Origin of the sequence: Mesorhizobium sp. M2A.F.Ca.ET.043.05.1.1 (assembly GCF_003952445.1) — a bacterium.
Classification (GTDB): domain Bacteria; phylum Pseudomonadota; class Alphaproteobacteria; order Rhizobiales; family Rhizobiaceae; genus Mesorhizobium.
Genome location: NZ_CP034446.1, coordinates 6,405,148 through 6,421,684 on the forward strand (window position 1 = coordinate 6,405,148; position 16,537 = coordinate 6,421,684).

At 64.6% G+C, this 16,537-nt stretch carries 14 protein-coding genes; 11 read left to right on the forward strand and 3 right to left on the reverse strand.

Annotated elements, in window-relative coordinates:
• Nucleotides 1-3: 3 nt before the first annotated feature.
• From EJ069_RS30880 to EJ069_RS30890, 3 genes are all read left to right on the forward strand, one after another.
• Nucleotides 4-1,146 carry a Gfo/Idh/MocA family oxidoreductase gene (locus EJ069_RS30880; protein WP_126064340.1) on the forward strand — a complete coding sequence of 381 codons (1,143 nt, stop codon included), beginning with the start codon at nt 4-6 and terminating at the stop codon, nt 1,144-1,146.
• 167 nt (nt 1,147-1,313) lie between these two features.
• Nucleotides 1,314-2,360: an L-glyceraldehyde 3-phosphate reductase gene (gene mgrA / locus EJ069_RS30885; RefSeq protein WP_126064341.1), complete on the forward strand. Its 1,047-nt coding sequence runs from the start codon at nt 1,314-1,316 to the stop codon at nt 2,358-2,360.
• 140 nt (nt 2,361-2,500) lie between these two features.
• The gene (locus EJ069_RS30890) at nt 2,501-2,905 is read left to right on the forward strand and encodes a Fur family transcriptional regulator (RefSeq protein WP_126064342.1); all 405 of its coding nucleotides are present in this window, start codon (nt 2,501-2,503) and stop codon (nt 2,903-2,905) included.
• 43 nt (nt 2,906-2,948) lie between these two features.
• Here EJ069_RS30890 and polA read toward each other — a convergent pair whose 3' ends face one another.
• The gene (gene polA / locus EJ069_RS30895; protein WP_189476056.1) at nt 2,949-5,912 is read right to left on the reverse strand and encodes a DNA polymerase I; all 2,964 of its coding nucleotides are present in this window, start codon (nt 5,910-5,912) and stop codon (nt 2,949-2,951) included.
• Between the two features lie 424 nt (nt 5,913-6,336).
• Between polA and EJ069_RS30900 the strand changes: the two genes are divergently transcribed.
• The 7 genes from EJ069_RS30900 (at nt 6,337) to EJ069_RS30930 (ending at nt 12,673) form a co-directional block, all read left to right on the forward strand.
• On the forward strand, nt 6,337-7,722 hold the full coding sequence (locus tag EJ069_RS30900) for a M20/M25/M40 family metallo-hydrolase (RefSeq protein WP_126064344.1): 1,386 nt from the start codon (nt 6,337-6,339) through the stop codon (nt 7,720-7,722).
• A 147-nt stretch (nt 7,723-7,869) separates the two neighbouring features.
• Nucleotides 7,870-8,490 (forward strand): ribonuclease D, encoded by a 621-nt coding sequence (locus tag EJ069_RS30905; protein ID WP_126064345.1) that lies wholly within the window; start codon nt 7,870-7,872, stop codon nt 8,488-8,490.
• A gap of 52 nt (nt 8,491-8,542) precedes the next feature.
• The gene (locus tag EJ069_RS30910; protein WP_126064346.1) at nt 8,543-8,743 is read left to right on the forward strand and encodes a hypothetical protein; all 201 of its coding nucleotides are present in this window, start codon (nt 8,543-8,545) and stop codon (nt 8,741-8,743) included.
• A gap of 111 nt (nt 8,744-8,854) precedes the next feature.
• Complete coding sequence (locus EJ069_RS30915) at nt 8,855-9,109, forward strand: GlsB/YeaQ/YmgE family stress response membrane protein (protein ID WP_042640778.1); 255 nt, start codon at nt 8,855-8,857, stop codon at nt 9,107-9,109.
• Between the two features lie 27 nt (nt 9,110-9,136).
• Nucleotides 9,137-9,283 (forward strand): hypothetical protein, encoded by a 147-nt coding sequence (locus EJ069_RS30920; RefSeq protein ID WP_126064347.1) that lies wholly within the window; start codon nt 9,137-9,139, stop codon nt 9,281-9,283.
• A gap of 207 nt (nt 9,284-9,490) precedes the next feature.
• A complete protein-coding gene (locus EJ069_RS30925) occupies nt 9,491-11,776 on the forward strand; it encodes a transglycosylase domain-containing protein (RefSeq protein ID WP_126064348.1) in 2,286 nt (761 codons plus the stop codon).
• Nucleotides 11,777-11,923: 147 nt separating this feature from the next.
• Nucleotides 11,924-12,673 (forward strand): SDR family oxidoreductase, encoded by a 750-nt coding sequence (locus tag EJ069_RS30930; RefSeq protein ID WP_126064349.1) that lies wholly within the window; start codon nt 11,924-11,926, stop codon nt 12,671-12,673.
• Nucleotides 12,674-12,683: 10 nt separating this feature from the next.
• Here EJ069_RS30930 and EJ069_RS30935 read toward each other — a convergent pair whose 3' ends face one another.
• Complete coding sequence (locus EJ069_RS30935; protein ID WP_126064350.1) at nt 12,684-13,601, reverse strand: zinc-binding dehydrogenase; 918 nt, start codon at nt 13,599-13,601, stop codon at nt 12,684-12,686.
• A gap of 122 nt (nt 13,602-13,723) precedes the next feature.
• Here EJ069_RS30935 and EJ069_RS30940 point away from each other — a divergent pair, with 122 nt between their 5' ends.
• Nucleotides 13,724-14,530: a helix-turn-helix transcriptional regulator gene (locus EJ069_RS30940; RefSeq protein ID WP_126064351.1), complete on the forward strand. Its 807-nt coding sequence runs from the start codon at nt 13,724-13,726 to the stop codon at nt 14,528-14,530.
• A gap of 6 nt (nt 14,531-14,536) precedes the next feature.
• On the opposite strand, the gene ybaL is transcribed toward EJ069_RS30940, so the two are convergent.
• Complete coding sequence (ybaL, locus tag EJ069_RS30945; RefSeq protein ID WP_189476059.1) at nt 14,537-16,336, reverse strand: YbaL family putative K(+) efflux transporter; 1,800 nt, start codon at nt 16,334-16,336, stop codon at nt 14,537-14,539.
• Between the last annotated feature and the right edge of the window lie 201 nt (nt 16,337-16,537).

Below are 16,537 nucleotides of genomic sequence, written 5' to 3' on the forward strand. Positions count from 1 at the left end.
GAAATGGCAGACAAGCTTGGCGTCGGCGTCATCGGCTGCGGCAACATATCGAAGGCATATTTCTCGCTGGCGCCGCTGTTCCGCGGCATCAAGATGCGCGCCTGCGCGGATATCAACATGGATGCGGCGAAGGCGCGGGCAAAGGAGTTCAAGCTGCGCGCCGAGACGGTCGACGACCTTCTCAAGGACGACGAGATCGACATCATCGTCAATCTCACCATTCCGGCGGTGCATTACGAAGTGTCGAAGCAGGCGCTCGACGCCGGCAAGCACGTCTATTCGGAAAAGCCTTTAGTGCTGTCGATCGAGGAAGGACTCGATCTCAAGAATCGGGCCGAGAAGAAGGGTCTGCGCATCGGTTCGGCGCCGGACACGTTCCTTGGCGGCGCGCACCAGCTGGCGCGCGAGCTGATCGACAGCGGCAAGCTCGGCAAGATTACCAGCGGCACCTGCCATGTGATGGGCCACGGCATGGAGCACTGGCATCCCAATCCGGACTTCTTCTTCCAGCCGGGCGCCGGTCCGGTGCTGGACATCGGTCCGTATTACGTCACCAACCTCATCCAGCTGATCGGACCGGTGAAGCAGGTGGCGGCCTTCGCGACGACCCCGGCGAAGGAGCGCACGATCTCGTCGAAACCGCGGGCAGGTGAAAAAATCCCGGTCAACACGCCGACCACGATCCATGCGCTGCTCGAATTCGCCAACGGCGCGGTGATCACGCTCAACACCTCCTGGGACGTCTGGAGCCATGGCCACGCGCCGATGGAGCTCTATGGCGAATTGGGCACCGTCTTCGTGCCGGATCCGAATTTCTTCGGCGGCGAGGTGCGCTTCACCGACGCGGCCAAGCCGGTGAAGAAGCTGCCGAAGTGGAACCACCCCTTCGGCGTGCCGAACGAGATGCACGGCCAGGGCATGATGGCCAATTACCGCACCGCCGGCCTGGCCGACATGGCGATCGCGATCTCCGAAGGGCGGCCGCATCGCTGCTCGATGGAGCTGGCGCTGCACGCCGTCGACGTGATGACCGGCATCCTGCGTTCCGGCGAAAGCGGCAAATACATCGCTATGCAGACGACTTGCGAGCGGCCGGCCGCGCTCGGCGTCAAGGACGCGAAGGCGCTGCTGGCCAAGAAAAACTAGGTGGCAACCCCTCCCCGTTTCGGCGGGGAGGGGTAAGGGTTAGGGGCAAGCATCGATTCAATTGACCCCTGAGCCGAGCATGAAGTCGCCCGAAAACCGCTCCGCACTTTTCGGCTTCATGCTCTAGCGGCGCTCGCGGCGCCGCTTGGATCCCGAGGATTTTTCCCATGCCCTATGTCGCCGCCGAGAACCGCTACGAAAAGATGATCTATAACCGATGCGGCCGCTCCGGCCTCAAGCTGCCGGCGATCTCGCTCGGGCTGTGGCACAATTTCGGCAACGATACGCCGCACAGGACAAAGCAGGCGATCGTGCGCAAGGCCTTCGACCTCGGCATCACGCATTTCGATCTCGCCAACAATTACGGTCCGCCGCCCGGCTCGGCGGAGACCGCGTTCGGCGAGATCCTGCGCACCGATTTCGCCGCCTATCGCGACGAGATGATCATCTCGACCAAGGCGGGCTACGAGATGTGGGCGGGTCCCTATGGCGAATGGGGCAGCCGCAAATATGTGCTGGCGAGCCTCGACCAGAGCCTCAAGCGGATGGGGCTCGACTATGTCGACATCTTCTACTCGCACCGTTTCGATCCCGAGACGCCGCTCGAGGAAACGATGGGCGCGCTCGACCACGCGGTGCGCTCCGGCAAGGCGCTTTATGCCGGCATCTCGTCCTACAATTCGCAGCGCACGCGCGAGGCGGCCGATATTCTGCGACAGCTCGGCACGCCTTGCCTCATCCACCAGCCGAGCTATTCGATGCTCAACCGCTGGGTCGAGGAGGACGGGCTGCTCGACACGCTGGAGGGGCTGGGCATCGGCTCGATCGTCTTCTCGCCGCTGGCGCAAGGCATGCTGACCGACAAATATTTCGGCGGCATTCCCGAAGGCAGCCGTGCATCCCAGGGCAAGTCGCTCAGGCCGGCCTTCATCAACGACAAGTCGATCGCCAACATCAAGGCGCTCAACGAAATCGCCAGGAAGCGCGGCCAGACGCTGGCGCAGATGGCGCTGGCCTGGGTCTTGCGCAAGGGCCGCGTGACCACGGCCCTGATCGGCGCCAGCCGTCCGGAGCAGGTCGAGGATTGCGTCGGCGCGCTCAAGGCGCTCGAGTTCTCCGATGCCGAACTTGCCGAGATCGATACTTACGCGCGCGAGTCCGACATCAACCTGTGGGCCGCCTCCGCCGAACGCAAAGGGCCGCCGCGCAAGTAGCGGCTAGCCGGCGGATCGTCGGCACCCAGCAGCAGGGGCCTGCGGAAACAGTGGCAAAATCGCTCGTTGGTCGCTATCTCAGGGGAAATTGAAGTCCTCGGCATGCGGTCGCGCGTGCAAGCGTCGATTGGGCGAACAAGATGACGGCAAGAGATGCGCTGACCAAGAACCAGCTCTGCGTGCTCGAGAAGCTCGAGGCGTCCAGCGGGCCGCTCAGCGCCTACATGCTGCTCGACCAGTTGCGCGAGCGCGGTTTTCGCGCGCCGCTGCAGGTTTACCGGGCGCTCGACACGCTGGTGAAGTCCGGTTTCGTGCACCGGCTGGAAAGCCTCAATTCCTTCGTCGCCTGCGCCGAGCCGCACGACCACAGCCATTCGATGACCGCCTTCGCCATCTGCGACAATTGCGGCCAGGTCACCGAGATGTCCGACCACGACGTCGGCCATCGGTTGGACGAATGGGTGCGCTCGACGGGCTTTGCGGCCAAGAAGGCGGTGATCGAGTTTCGCGGCGTGTGCGCGAAGTGCAGGGCCGAGGCGGCGTAAGTATCAGCTAGCCGGTTGACGCCGGCGCCTCTCGGCATGCCGCCTAATGCGCCTCGTCCCAGTTATCCGCCGCCCGGGCGTCGACATGCAGCGGCACCGACATCGACACTGCCGGCATCGGCGCGTTTTCCATGACCCGGCGCACGACGGGAATAGTCGCTTCGACTTCCGCTTCCACCGTTTCGAAGATCAGCTCGTCATGCACCTGCAGCAGCATGCGGGCAGAGAGCTTCGCCTTCTCCAGCGCTTCCTCCATATGCACCATGGCGCGGCGGATGATGTCTGCCGCGGTGCCCTGCAGCCTGGCGTTGATCGAGGCGCGCTCGTTGAAGGCGCGGACCGACGGGTTGGAGGATCGTATCTCCGGATAGTGGATGCGGCGGCCGAAGATGGTTTCCACGAAGCCGTTTTCCCGCGCGTAGGCCTTGGTTTCCTCGATATAGTCGCGGATGCCGGGGAAGCGCTCGAAATAGCGCTTGATGTAGGCGCCGGCCTCGTCGCGCGGGATCGACAATTGGTTGGCGAGGCCAAAGGCCGAGATGCCGTAGATGATGCCGAAATTGATCGCCTTGGCGCGCCGGCGCACCTCCGAAGGCATGCCCTCGACCGGCACGTTGAACATTTCCGACGCGGTGATGGCGTGGATGTCGGCGCCGTCGGCGAAGGCCTGCTTGAGCTGCGGGATATCGGCGACATGGGCAAGCACGCGCAGCTCGATCTGGCTATAGTCGGCCGAGACCAGCTTGTGGCCCTTCTCGGCGATGAAGGCGGTCCTGATCTTGCGGCCCTCGGCGGTGCGCACCGGAATATTCTGGAGGTTGGGATCGGAGGATGACAAGCGGCCAGTGGTCGTCGCGGCGAGCGCATATGAGGTATGCACGCGGTTGGTGCCGGGGTTGATGAAGCCGGGCAGCGCGTCGGTATAGGTCGACTTCAGCTTGGTGAGCTGGCGCCAGTCGACGATCTTGCGCGGCAGCTCATGGCCTTCGGCGGCGAGGTCTTCCAGCAGCTGTGCCGAGGTCGACCATTGCCCCGTCTTGGTCTTCGAGCCGCCCGGCAGGCCCATCTTGCCGAACAATATGTCGCCCAGCTGTTTGGGTGAGCCGATGTTGATGCGCTCGCCGACGATGCCGTAGATCTCTTCCTCGACGCGGGCAGCGCCCTGCGCCAGCTCGCCCGAAAGCCTAGACAGGATCTGCCGGTCGACCGAGATGCCGCGCTGCTCCATGCGGGCAAGCACCGGCACCAGCGGCCGTTCCAGCCGCTCGTAGACGGAAACGAGGCCCTTGGCGGCGAGCCGGGGCTTCAGCAATTGCCACAGCCGCAGCGCCAGATCGGCCTGTTCGCCAGCATAGGCTGTCGCACGCTCGATATCGACCTGATCGAAGCCGATGGCGCTCTTGCCCGAGCCGGCCAGTTCCTTCTTCGACGCCGGCGCGTGGCCCAGCCACTTCTCCGACAGCGAGGCGAGGTCGTGGCCGCCGGACGTACCTGCATCAAGCACGTAGGAGATGAGCATCGTGTCGTCGAACGGTCCGACCTCGATGCCGTGCCGGCTCATCACGACGATGTCATATTTCATGTCCTGCACGATTTTGAGGACCGACCGGTCCTCGAGCAGCGGCTTGAGCAGCGCCAGCGCCTCGCGGACCGGGATCTGGTTCTCCAGCATGCCGCCGCCAAGCAGGTCGCCATTGCCGTTCTTGTGGGCAAGCGGCACATAGACGGCGCGACCGGACGCGATCGCCATGGACAGGCCGATGAGATCGGCCTGCATCGGGTCGGACGAGCTGGTCTCGGCGTCGAAGGCGAGGATGCCGGCGTCACGGGCTTCGGCGATCCAGGCCTTCAGCGCGGCCGTGTCGCGGATCGCGCCATAGGCTGAAGGATCGATCTTGCGCGCCGCCGCCTGTTCCAGCCGCAGCGCGGAGAGGAGCGATGGGGTGTCGCCCTGCGGCGGCGCGTCCTCGCCCCTCGTGGCTGGCGAGGCGGGTTTCGCGTCGCCGTTTGATTGAGGCACTGCCTGCCTTGGCGGCGCGCCGGCGCCGACATCGGGGCCGTGCGCGGCATCGGCGCGCTCGACGATGACGGCGGAAGCCTGGACGTCGCTGATCTCGGTCGCGGTCGCCTCGGCGACGCGTCGCGTCAGCGTGGTGAATTCCATGGTCTTCAGGAAGCCGATCAGCTTCGGGCCATCCGGCGCATGCAGCACCAGGTCGTCCAACCCCTCCTTCAGCGGCACATCGTTCTTCAGCGTCACCAGCTGACGCGAGATGCGGGCCTTGTCGGCATTGGCTATGATGGTCTCGCGCCGCTTGTCCTGCTTGATCTCGGAGGCACGCGCCAGCAGCCCGTCAAGGTCGCCGAACTGTTCCAGCAGCTGCGCAGCGGTCTTCGGGCCGATACCGGGCACGCCCGGAACGTTGTCGACCGAGTCGCCGGTGAGCGCCTGCAGGTCGATCATCTTTTCCGGCGGCACGCCCCATTTCTCGATCACTTCGGGAATGCCGATCTGGCGGTCCTTCATCGGGTCGTACATGCCGACCGTAGGGCCGACCAGCTGCATCAGGTCCTTGTCGGAGGAGATGATGGTGGTGTCGGCGCCGACCTCGCAAGCGAGCCGGCAATAGGTTGCGATGATGTCGTCGGCCTCGAACCCTTCCATCTCGATGCAGGGCAGGTTGAAGGCCACGGTCGCCTGGCGGATCAGGCCGAATTGCGGGATCAGGTCCTCAGGCGGCGCGGAGCGGTTCGCCTTGTATTCCGGATAAAGATCGCTCCGGAAGGTTTTGGAGGAATAGTCGAAGATGACGGCGAAATGCGTCGGCACGATGCCTACATTGGTGTTGCGGGCATCCTGCATCAGCTTCCAAACCATGTTGCAGAAGCCAAGCACGGCGCTGGTCGGCAGGCCGTCGGATTTGCGATTGAGCGGCGGCAGCGCGTGGTAGGCGCGGAAAATGTAACCGGAGCCGTCGACGAGGAAGAGGTGGTCGCCTTTTTTCATGCCGGCAGGGATAGCGCGGCCAGCCTTCGCGGTCCATGCCAAAGGCTGCGGAACCCACCCGTTCGGGCAACACCCCTGACAGATCCTGTCCGGCCGAAAAGTGGGCGCTCACGGGCATGTTACAAAAGTGTAATTTTCATGCCCTTGAATCGCCACGTTCACAGACCCAAATACACGTCATCGGCAGTTTTCGCCGAAGTCCGGAGCAAGGCCCGTCCCCCGCCTATCCCGGGCAAACTGCGGCAGCCTATCCCCCTCTCCGGGCTGCCGCATCGTTTCGAGTAAAGACCGCCGTGGTTTCCCCTCCACCACGGCGGTCTTCTTTTATGTTGCGGCAGCGATTGACCGGGTTGGTCCAACAATCACGGCTTTTCGTTTTCGGCGTGGCCCTTTAGGGTCTGGCCAAAATCGAAAGGCCAAAAGCATGTCCAGAATCTCCCCCGTCCTTGAGCGTCTCGATCAGAATCTCGACCAGAGCCTGGAGCGGCTGTTCGGTCTGCTCGGCATCAGGTCGATCTCTACCGATCCGGCCTTCGGCGCCGACTGCCGCAAGGGGGCGGAATGGCTGGTCGCCGAACTCAAGCTGATCGGCTTCGACGCGAGTGTGCGCGACACGCCCGGACATCCGATGGTGGTGGCGCATCACGAGGGGCCGGCAGGCGCGCCGCATGTGCTGTTCTACGGCCACTACGACGTCCAGCCGGTCGATCCGATCGAATTGTGGGACACCGACCCGTTCGCGCCGTCGATCAAGGAGATCGAGCCTGGACGCAAGGTGATCACCGGCCGGGGCTCGGCCGATGACAAGGGGCAGTTGATGACCTTCGTCGAGGCATGCCGCGCCTGGAAGCAGGTTCACGGCAATCTGCCCTGCCGCGTCACCATCCTGTTCGAGGGCGAGGAGGAATCCGGCTCGCCGTCGTTGAAGCCGTTCCTGGAAGCCAACGCCGCCGAGTTGAAGGCGGATTTCGCGCTGGTCTGCGACACCAGCATGTGGAACCGCGAGACGCCGTCGATCTGCGTGTCGCTGCGCGGCATGGTCGGCGAGGAGGTTACTGTCAAGGCGGCCAGCCGCGACCTGCATTCGGGCCTCTATGGCGGCCCGGCCGCCAACCCGATCCGCATCCTGGCCAAGGTGCTGGCCGACGTTCACGACAAGGATGGCCGCGTCACCATCCCGGGCTTCTATGACGGCGTCGAGGAGACGCCCAGCCAAGTGCTGAAATCCTGGGAAGGCCTCGGCGAAACGGCCGAGACTTTCCTCGGACCGGTCGGTCTTTCCATTCCGGCCGGCGAGAAGGGCCGCTCGGTGCTCGAAATGACCTGGGCAAGGCCGACGGCGGAATTCAACGGCATCATCGGCGGCTATACCGGCAAAGGGTTCAAGACGGTGATTGCGGCGGAAGCCTCGGCGAAAGTGTCGTTCCGGCTGGTGCACAAGCAGGACCCGAATAAGATCCGCGCCGCCTTCCAGGCTTTCGTGCGCGAGCGCATTCCCGGTGACTGCTCGGTCGAATTCCATCCGCATGGCGGCTCGCCGGCAATCCAGCTTTCCTACGACTCGCCGTTCCTGGCCAAGGCCAAGGACGCGCTGTCCGACGAATGGGACAAGCAGGCTATCACCTCCGGCGGTGGGGGTTCCATCCCCGTGGTCGGCGATTTCCAGACTTATCTCGGCATGGAATCGCTGCTGGTCGGTTTCGGCCTCGACGACGACCGCATCCACTCGCCGAACGAGAAATACGAACTGACCTCCTTCCACAAGGGACAGCGGTCCTGGGCGCGCATCCTCGATGCTCTGACCCGGTGAGGCGGAAATCTCGCAAGATGTGAGATTCAACTTTCTGTTGATTTTTCTCCGGATCGCGGCGAGGACGAATGACCAGCGCAACGCGCCGCTGCTGCTGACGCATCCCAAGCGATGCGCGGCGCCGCGGGCCGCGATCCGGAGAAGAGAATGACCGATATCCGTTGCCACAAGAACGACCTGCCCGACCTCACCCGCTACAATGTCGGGGCGGTTGCCATCGACACGGAAACGCTGGGTTTGAACCCGCATCGCGACCGGCTCTGCGTTGTGCAGATCTCGCCCGGCGACGGCAGCGCCGACGTCATCCAGATCGCGCCTGGCCAGAAGAAAGCGCCGAATCTCGTCAGCCTGCTTCGCAACCGCGCGATCACCAAGCTGTTCCATTACGGCCGCTTCGATATCGCCGTGCTCTACAATGCGTTCGGCGTGATGGCGGAGCCGGTGTTCTGCACCAAGATCGCCTCGCGGCTCGTCCGCACCTACACCGACCGCCACGGGCTGAAGGATCTCTGCAACGAATTGCTCGGGATCGGCCTGTCCAAGGCGCAGCAATCCTCAGACTGGGCGGCGGAAACGCTCTCGCCCGAACAGCTCGACTATGCCGCCTCCGACGTGCTCTATCTGCACCGTCTGCGCGAGGTGCTGGCGGCGCGCCTGTCGCGCGAAAACCGCACCAAGGAGGCGGACGCATGCTTCCGCTTCCTGCCGACGCGCGCCAAGCTCGACCTGATGGGCTGGGCCGAGGAAGATATCTTCGCCCATAGCTGACGGAACCCGGCGCGTCGAAAGGACGTTGGGGCCGGTTCGTGGAGGGAGTGATATGGCAGAGCGCAAACCGATAGAAAGCGCCCCAAAGGACGGCTCAAAGGTCACCATCCTGTGGAAAGACGGCGACGGCGTCGTCAATGAATCCGTCGGCCAGTATCGCGATGGCGGCTGGTGGGTCTACACCGACAGCGACACGCAAAAGAGGGTCGATCCGACGAGCTGGCGTCCGGCATCTGGTGCCGACGACGATTGAAGCTGGCGCTGGCGAGGCCGGCCGCTTTCCAATAGGTTCCATCCGTCACAATCGGATGGCCGATTCGGGGTGCGTGGCTTCGTTGGTCCTCCGCTCACGGAGGGATTGGCAATGGGAATTGAAAGCCTGCTCGTTTTCATCATCATCGGCGCGATCGCCGGCTGGCTTGCCGGCCTGATCGTCAAGGGTTTCGGCTTCGGACTGGTCGGCAACATCGTCGTCGGCATCGTCGGCGCCCTGATTGCCGGCTGGATATTCCCAAGGCTTGGCTTTGCCGTGGGCGGCGGGATCCTTGCCGCGATCATCCACGCCACGATCGGCGCGGTGGTCCTGCTGGTGCTGATCAAGCTGGTGAAACAGGCCTGATCTTCCAGCAGGCATCGGGGACGCGCCATGAAGCAGAACATGCTCTATGTCATCATCGGCGCTCTCGTGGTCGTCGTCATTGCGCTCGGCGTCTATGTCTATCGCGAGCAGACAAGGCCGAAAGGCGTCGAGCTCAAGATCGACGACAAGGGAATTTCGATCCAGCAGAATTGATCACGGTGGCCAGCCGCCGGCGCCGTGAGGAGCCAGACTGCGCCGGGTGAGTCGGCTGCTGCCCGCGGCGATCAGTGAGAAGCCGAATTCAGAAAATCCCAACGGTTTTCAAAAGGCTGCATAAACCCTGCTTTAACCCGCCTTTAAACCGCCGCATCTAGTCTTCAACCGAACGCCATCGGCATCGGGGACAGACAGCAAGAGCGCATGGCGAACCGCAGGGACAGTCGCATCGAACCGAGCTTCGAGGGATCGCCGCGGGCGAAATCCTCCGAGAGCTTTTCGGTGAGCGAGGAGGATCGCGTCGTGCCGCGCACCCGCAAATCCGCTGCCAGGGGCAGATCCGCCAAGGCGAAATCACGCGGCCGCGGCCGCGACCGCAACCGGCGCGGGCTGCTCGGCATCGCCAGCCGGCTGGTCTACTGGTGCTTCGTGCTGTGCATCTGGGGCGGCATCGCGGCCGCCGGCGTCGTCGTCTATTACGGCGCCAAGATGCCGGCGGCGACGACGTGGTCGGTCCCGGACCGTGCGCCGAACATCAAGATCGTCTCGGTCGATGGCGCGCTGATCGCCAATCGCGGCGCGTCGGGCGGCGAGGCCGTCGGCCTGCACGAAATGTCGCCCTATATCCCGGAGGCCGTCGTCGCCATCGAGGACCGGCGCTTCTATTCGCATTTCGGCATCGACCCGATCGGCCTGTCGCGCGCCATGGTCACCAACCTCGTCGGCGGGCATTTCTCGCAGGGCGGCTCGACGCTGACGCAGCAGCTGGCCAAGAACCTGTTCCTGACGCCGGACCGCACGCTGGAGCGCAAGGTCCAGGAAGTGCTTTTGGCGCTCTGGCTCGAGCACAAGCACACGAAGGATCAGATCCTCGAAATGTATCTCAACCGGGTCTATTTCGGCTCGGGCGCCTATGGCGTGGAAGCGGCCTCGCGGCGCTATTTCGGCAAGAGCGCGCGCGACGTGTCGCTTTCGGAGGCAGCCCTGCTGGCAGGCCTGCTCAAGGCGCCGTCGAAGCTTTCGCCGGCGCGCGATCCGAAGGCGGCCGAGGAGCGGGCGCAGCTCGTACTCGCGGCCATGCGCCAGACAAGCAAGATCAGCGACAAGGAATACAAGACGGCGCTGAGCGCGCCGGCGACGCGCGCGCCGTCCTATTGGACCGGCTCGGAAAACTACGTCGCCGATACGGTGATGGACGAGCTTCCCGACCTCATCGGCGACGTGCGCGGCGACATCGTCATCGACACAACGGTCGACCTCAACCTGCAGAAGCTTGCCGAACAGTCGATCCGCCGGCTGATCGACGAGAGCGGCAAGAAGCTCAACGTCACCCAAGGGGCGCTGGTGTCGATCGACGATTCCGGCGCGGTGCGCGCCATGGTCGGCGGCTATGATTATTCGACCAGCCAGTTCGACCGCGCCTCGGAAGCGCGCCGGCAGCCCGGCTCGGCCTTCAAGCCCTTCGTCTACATGGCGGCGCTGGAGGCCGGCCGCACGCCGGACAGCATCCGCAACGACGCGCCGATCAAGATCGGCAAATGGACGCCCGACAATTACGGCGGCAAATATTACGGCAAGGTCACGCTGGCGACGGCGCTCGCGAAGTCACTCAACTCGGTGGCGGCACAGCTCACCATGGAGGTCGGCCCCGACGCGGTGGTCGAGGCCGCGCATCGCATGGGCATCCAGTCGGACCTGCAGGCCAACACCTCGATCGCGCTCGGCACCTCTGAAGTGACGCCGCTGGAACTGACCTCGGCCTATGTGCCTTTCGCCAATGGCGGCTACAAGCCGGACATCCACTTCATCCAGCGCATCACGACCGCCAACGGCAAGGTGCTTTACGAGGGCAGCACTGGCAGCGCGCCGCGCGTCATCAAGGCCGATATCGTGGGCATGATGAACTCGATGATGACCGGCACCGTCGAGGTCGGCACCGCCAAGAAGGCGGCGTTCAACTGGCCGTCGGCCGGCAAGACCGGCACCAGCCAGAATTCGCGCGATGCCTGGTTCGTCGGCTACACCGCCAATCTCACCACCGGCGTGTGGTTCGGCAATGACGACGGCAGCCCGATGAAGAAAGTCACCGGCGGCGCCTTGCCTGCGCAGGCCTGGCACGAATTCATGGTGGCCGCGCATGAAGGCGTGCCTGTGCGGCCTTTGCCCGGCACCTGGAAGTCGACGCCCTCCGATACGATCGTGCCGGACGAGATACCGTCGGCTGACGCCTCGCAGCCGCCGCCCGCGCCGCCCGCACCTGTCGGCCAGTCGCAGCCCGCCGCTCAATCGCAGCCTGTTGCCCAGACGCCGGCACGGCCAGGACCCGCGCGCCAGGCCCGGCCAGCCGAGACCGTCGACGCCGGCGGCTTCGACATGCCGAGCGACAGCGGATCGACCGCCTCGATCAAGCATCCGGTGCCGCCCGGCGATGTCGGCGGACCGAAGAAAAGGCGTCAGACCTCGATCCTGGACATATTAGGCGGCGGTTGAAGTCGTCCGACGGGATCGGACCAGCTTCTTATTCCATCATGAAACCGAAAACCGGAACCTGCTTTCCGGGATCATGGCTGCGGCGGCAACTCGCCCTCTCGCAATGACCGCCGCCTTCGGCTACATGTCCGGCCGGAGACAAAGCTCATGGCCGAGACCGACAGCAGAAAAACCATCGTGCTCACCGGCGCCAGCCGGGGCATCGGCCATGCGACAGTGAAGCGTTTTTCGCGCGAGGGCTGGCGCGTCATCACCTGCTCGCGCCAGGCTTTCGCCGAGGATTGCCCGTGGCCGGCCGGCCCCGAGGACCACATCAAGGTCGACCTCGCCGACCAGGAGGATGTCGGGATCGCCATTTCGGAGATCCGTCACCGGCTGGAGGCGCATGGCGGCCAGCTGCACGCGCTGGTCAACAATGCCGGCATCTCGCCGAAGCTGAAGGACGGCAGCCGGATGAACTCGATCGAGACGCCGATGCATGTCTGGCGCGACGTCTTCCAGGTCAATTTCTTCGCGCCGATCATGCTGGCCAGAGGCCTGTTCAAGGAGCTCGCCGCCGCCAAGGGCTCGATCGTCAACGTCACCTCGATCGCCGGGACGCGCGTGCATCCGTTCGCCGGCACGGCCTATGCGACATCCAAGGCGGCGCTCGGCTCGCTGACGCGCGAGATGGCGCATGACTTCGGCCCGCACGGCATCCGCGTCAACGCCATCGCGCCGGGCGAGATCGACACGGCGATCCTGTCGCCCGGCACCGACAGAATAGTCGAGACGATTCCGCTGAGACGGCTGGGCGCCACCTCGGAAGTGGCCGACATCATCTATTTCCTGTGCTCGGGCCAGTCGTCCTACGTGTCCGGCTCGGAAATCCACATCAATGGCGGCCAGCACGTGTGATTGGCTGATTTCAAGCCATGGTGAGAACGACCTTGCCGCTAAAGCTGCGCTGCCTGAGCGCCTCCAGGGCCTGGCCGATTTCCGTCCACGGCACGGTCATGGCCACGCGGGTTTCGAGCCTGTCGGCGGCGACCAGATCGAGCAGCGCGGCGATGTCGGCGCCGATCGCCGAACCGGACGTGTAGTAGGCGAAGCTCTGCAGCCGCGCGCCTTCGTGGCCCGGAACGAACTGACGGAACCCGACAGGCGTGAGCTCGCCGCTGCTCGAGCCGAACATGACGATCGTTCCACCCGGGGCGACACGTTCGATCGCGGCGGCGAGGCTCTTGCCGCCGACCGACTCGGTGATCAGCGAAAACGGCCCCTCGGCCAGTTCGATCGACTCGACGACCTGCCCGGCGCCCAGATTGCGAAGGTCATCGTGATGCGGGGCCGAGGCGATCGCCGTCACCGAAGCGCCTTGCTCGCGGGCGATCTGGATCTGGAAACGGCCGACCGCGCCGCTTGCGCCAGTGATCAGGATCCGCTGGCCGCCGAGATCGCCACCATGGCGCAAAGTCCTCAGCGCGGTCGTGCCCGCGACCGGAAGCGTGGCGGCGGAGGCGAAGCTGACCTCGTCAGGTATGACGGCGAGGCGGTCGGTCGGAACGGCGACATGTTCGGCCCAGCCGGCCTGGTCGACCAAGGCCGCGACGCGCGTGCCCGCGGCCGGGCCTGAGCCGTCGGCTGGCGCGCGTTCGACGATGCCGACGATGTCCTGGCCCGGTATCCAGCCGTCGGGACGAATGCCGAGCAGGCGCAACTCGCCACGGTTCAACGATGTTGCATGAACTGCCACCAATGCTTCATTCGCATTGCAGCTTGGCTCGTCGGCCTCGGTGAGGTTCAGCCGGCTGGGGCTGTCGGAAGAAATGGCGAGAGCGAGCATGGCCCACCTTTGAATTGGCGTCTGAGACGCGATCGATTGCGACGATATCGGGGCGAACCTATCGACTTTCACGATTGAGGAATCTAGAGATAAAGCCAAATGATCGCTAAAAACCTTCAATCATGAGACAGCCACTCCGCTGGCCCTGGCTGGATTTCGATGTCGACGACGTGGCCGCGCCGGCGATCGCCGTTGGCGTCGATGTCACCGAGACCAGGGCCGAGGTGCGCGAGCATTGGCATCGCAAGGGGCAGCTCGTCTTCGCGCTTGGCGGCGCCGTCACCTGCCGCGTTCCGGGCGGGCTTTGGATGGTGCCGCCGCATTGCGGCGTGTGGGTGCCGAGCCGCATGGAACACAGCAACATCGCGACCGCCAACGCGCGGATTTTCTTCGTCTATATCGAGCCGGGCGCCGCCGACCTGCCGGATCGGTGCTGCACGCTTTCGATCTCGCCGCTGCTGCGCGAGGTGATCATCGAGCTGTCGGAGTGCGCGCCGGACGATCCTCGCTGCGATTTCCTGGGAAAGGTCCTGCTAGCCGACTTGCCACGCATGCCCGTGCAGCAATTGCACCTGCCGATCTCGGCCGAGCCGCGGTTAACACGGATCGCGAAGGCGCTGGCCGACGATCCCGCCGACCGCAGCACCCTGGCGCAATGGGCCGACCGTGTGGCGCTCAGCGAAAGCAGCCTGGCGCGCCTCGTCGTCAAGGAGACGGGCCTGAGTTTCGGCCGCTGGCGCCAGCAGTTGCATCTGATCGTGGCGCTCAGGGAACTGTCCGCCGGCGCCAGCGTGCAGCGGGTGTCAGGCGATCTCGGCTATGAATCCGTCACCGCCTTCATCACCATGTTCAAGAAGGCGCTGGGCAAGCCGCCGGCGAAATATCTCAGCGATATCGCGCAGAATGGCGGTTCCGCGTTCACAATTTGATGCCCATCAAGCGGGCTGCGGATTGATCGCCATGGCGGGCCCGGCTGGATCGGCGGCCTTGCCGGCCACCACCTCGACGATGCCGCGCGCGATCTCACGCTCGCCCATGATCACGGTATCGGCGCCGAGGCCTTTCAGATGCTCAACCTCTGCGTCGGAGTGCGCGCGGGCGATGATATTGATCGCAGGATTGGCGGCGCGGGCTCGAAGCACGATCTGGCCGGACTCGAAGGCATTGGGGATGGCGAGGATCAGCCGCTTCGCGCCTTCCGGATTGGCGGCCGCGAAGACATCCGCATTGGCGGCATTGCCGGCCACCGTCTCGATGCCGTCGTCACGCAGCTTGGCCAGCGTCTTGTCGGCATCCTCGATCACCAGGAAGGGCAGGGCGGCTTCCTTCAGCGCTACGCCGACGAGGCTGCCGACGCGGCCGTAACCGATCAGAATGGAATGGCCGGCAAGCGCGGTTTTGGGCGGCGGGCCGTCTTCCTTGCCTGGGGCCGCTGACACCGACGCGACCTGGCCGAGCTCGGTGGCCGGGCCGATCGGCCGTTGCTCTTCGACCGGTGCGGCCTTGCCGGCGCGCTTTTCCAGCCACGGCTTCATCCAGTCGACGACCAGGAACATCAGCGGATTGAGCAGGATCGAGAGGATCGCGCCTGCCAGGATCAGGTCGCGGCCCTGCTCGGGCAGCAGTTTCAGGCCGACGCCGAGTTCGGCCAGGATGAAGGAGAACTCGCCGATCTGGGCAAGGCTCGCCGAGATCATCAGCGCGGTGGCGATCGGATAGCGGAAGGCGATGACGATGACGAAAGCGGCAATCGACTTGCCGACGACGATGATGGCCAAGGTGGCGAGGATCGGCAGGCCGTTGCTGATCAGGCTGAGCGGGTCGAACAGCATGCCGACCGAGACGAAGAACAGCACCGAGAAGGCATCGCGCAGCGGCAATGATTCTTCCGCCGCGCGATGACTGAGCTCGGACTCGCTCATGATCATGCCGGCGAAGAAAGCGCCGAGCGCCAGCGAGACGCCGAACAGCTTCGCCGCACCGAAGGCGACGCCGAGCGCGATAGCCAGCACCGAAAGCCGGAACAATTCGCGCGAGCCAGTGTGGGCGACATAATGCAGGATCCAGGGGATCACCCTGCGGCCGACCACCAGCATGACGACGACGAAGGCGGCGACCTTGGCGAGCGTGATGCCGACAACGCCCCATATGCCGTAGCTGGCGGGCAGCGAGAGCAGGCTCGTATGATCATCGACCTGCGCCTGGCCGCCGAGCACGCCGGCGAGCGCGGGCAACAGCACCAGCGCCAGCACCATGGCGAGATCCTCGACGATCAGCCAGCCGACCGCGATGCGGCCGCGTTCGGTCCCGATCAATCGCCGTTCCTGTAAGGCGCGCAAGAGCACCACAGTCGAGGCGACCGAAAGCGCCAGTCCGAAGACCAGGCCGGCGCCCAGCGGCCAGCCGAGCAACCAGGCAAGCCCGACGCCAAGCAGGGTTGCAAAACCGATCTGCACGATCGCGCCCGGCACGGCGATGGCGCGGACGGACAGAAGGTCCTTCAGCGAAAAATGCAGGCCGACGCCGAACATCAAAAGGATGACGCCGATTTCCGCGAGCTCGTTGGCAAGGCTTGCGTCGGCGACAAAGCCGGGCGTGTTCGGCCCGACAAGGACGCCGGCGACAAGATAACCGACAAGCGGCGGGATGCGGAAACGGTTGGCTAAAGCCCCGAAGACGAAAGCCAGCCCCAGACCGGCAACGATGGTGGCGATAAGGGGCGTGTCATGCGGCATTGTCTTTTGCGCGCCTTTCGAAAATTCACGATTTCGGATGGGCGCCCGCCGAGGCCGTCGCCTTCGACAATATGGTGGACGGAGCGGCGGTGATGCAACCGCCGTCGCGCAGAAATCGACGCTGAAGAAGGGCGCGCCGCGTAAAATCAGCCCGCGCTGCCAAAGGGGCGGCCTCGAGACCCAATTCGGCCCGAAGCTGCT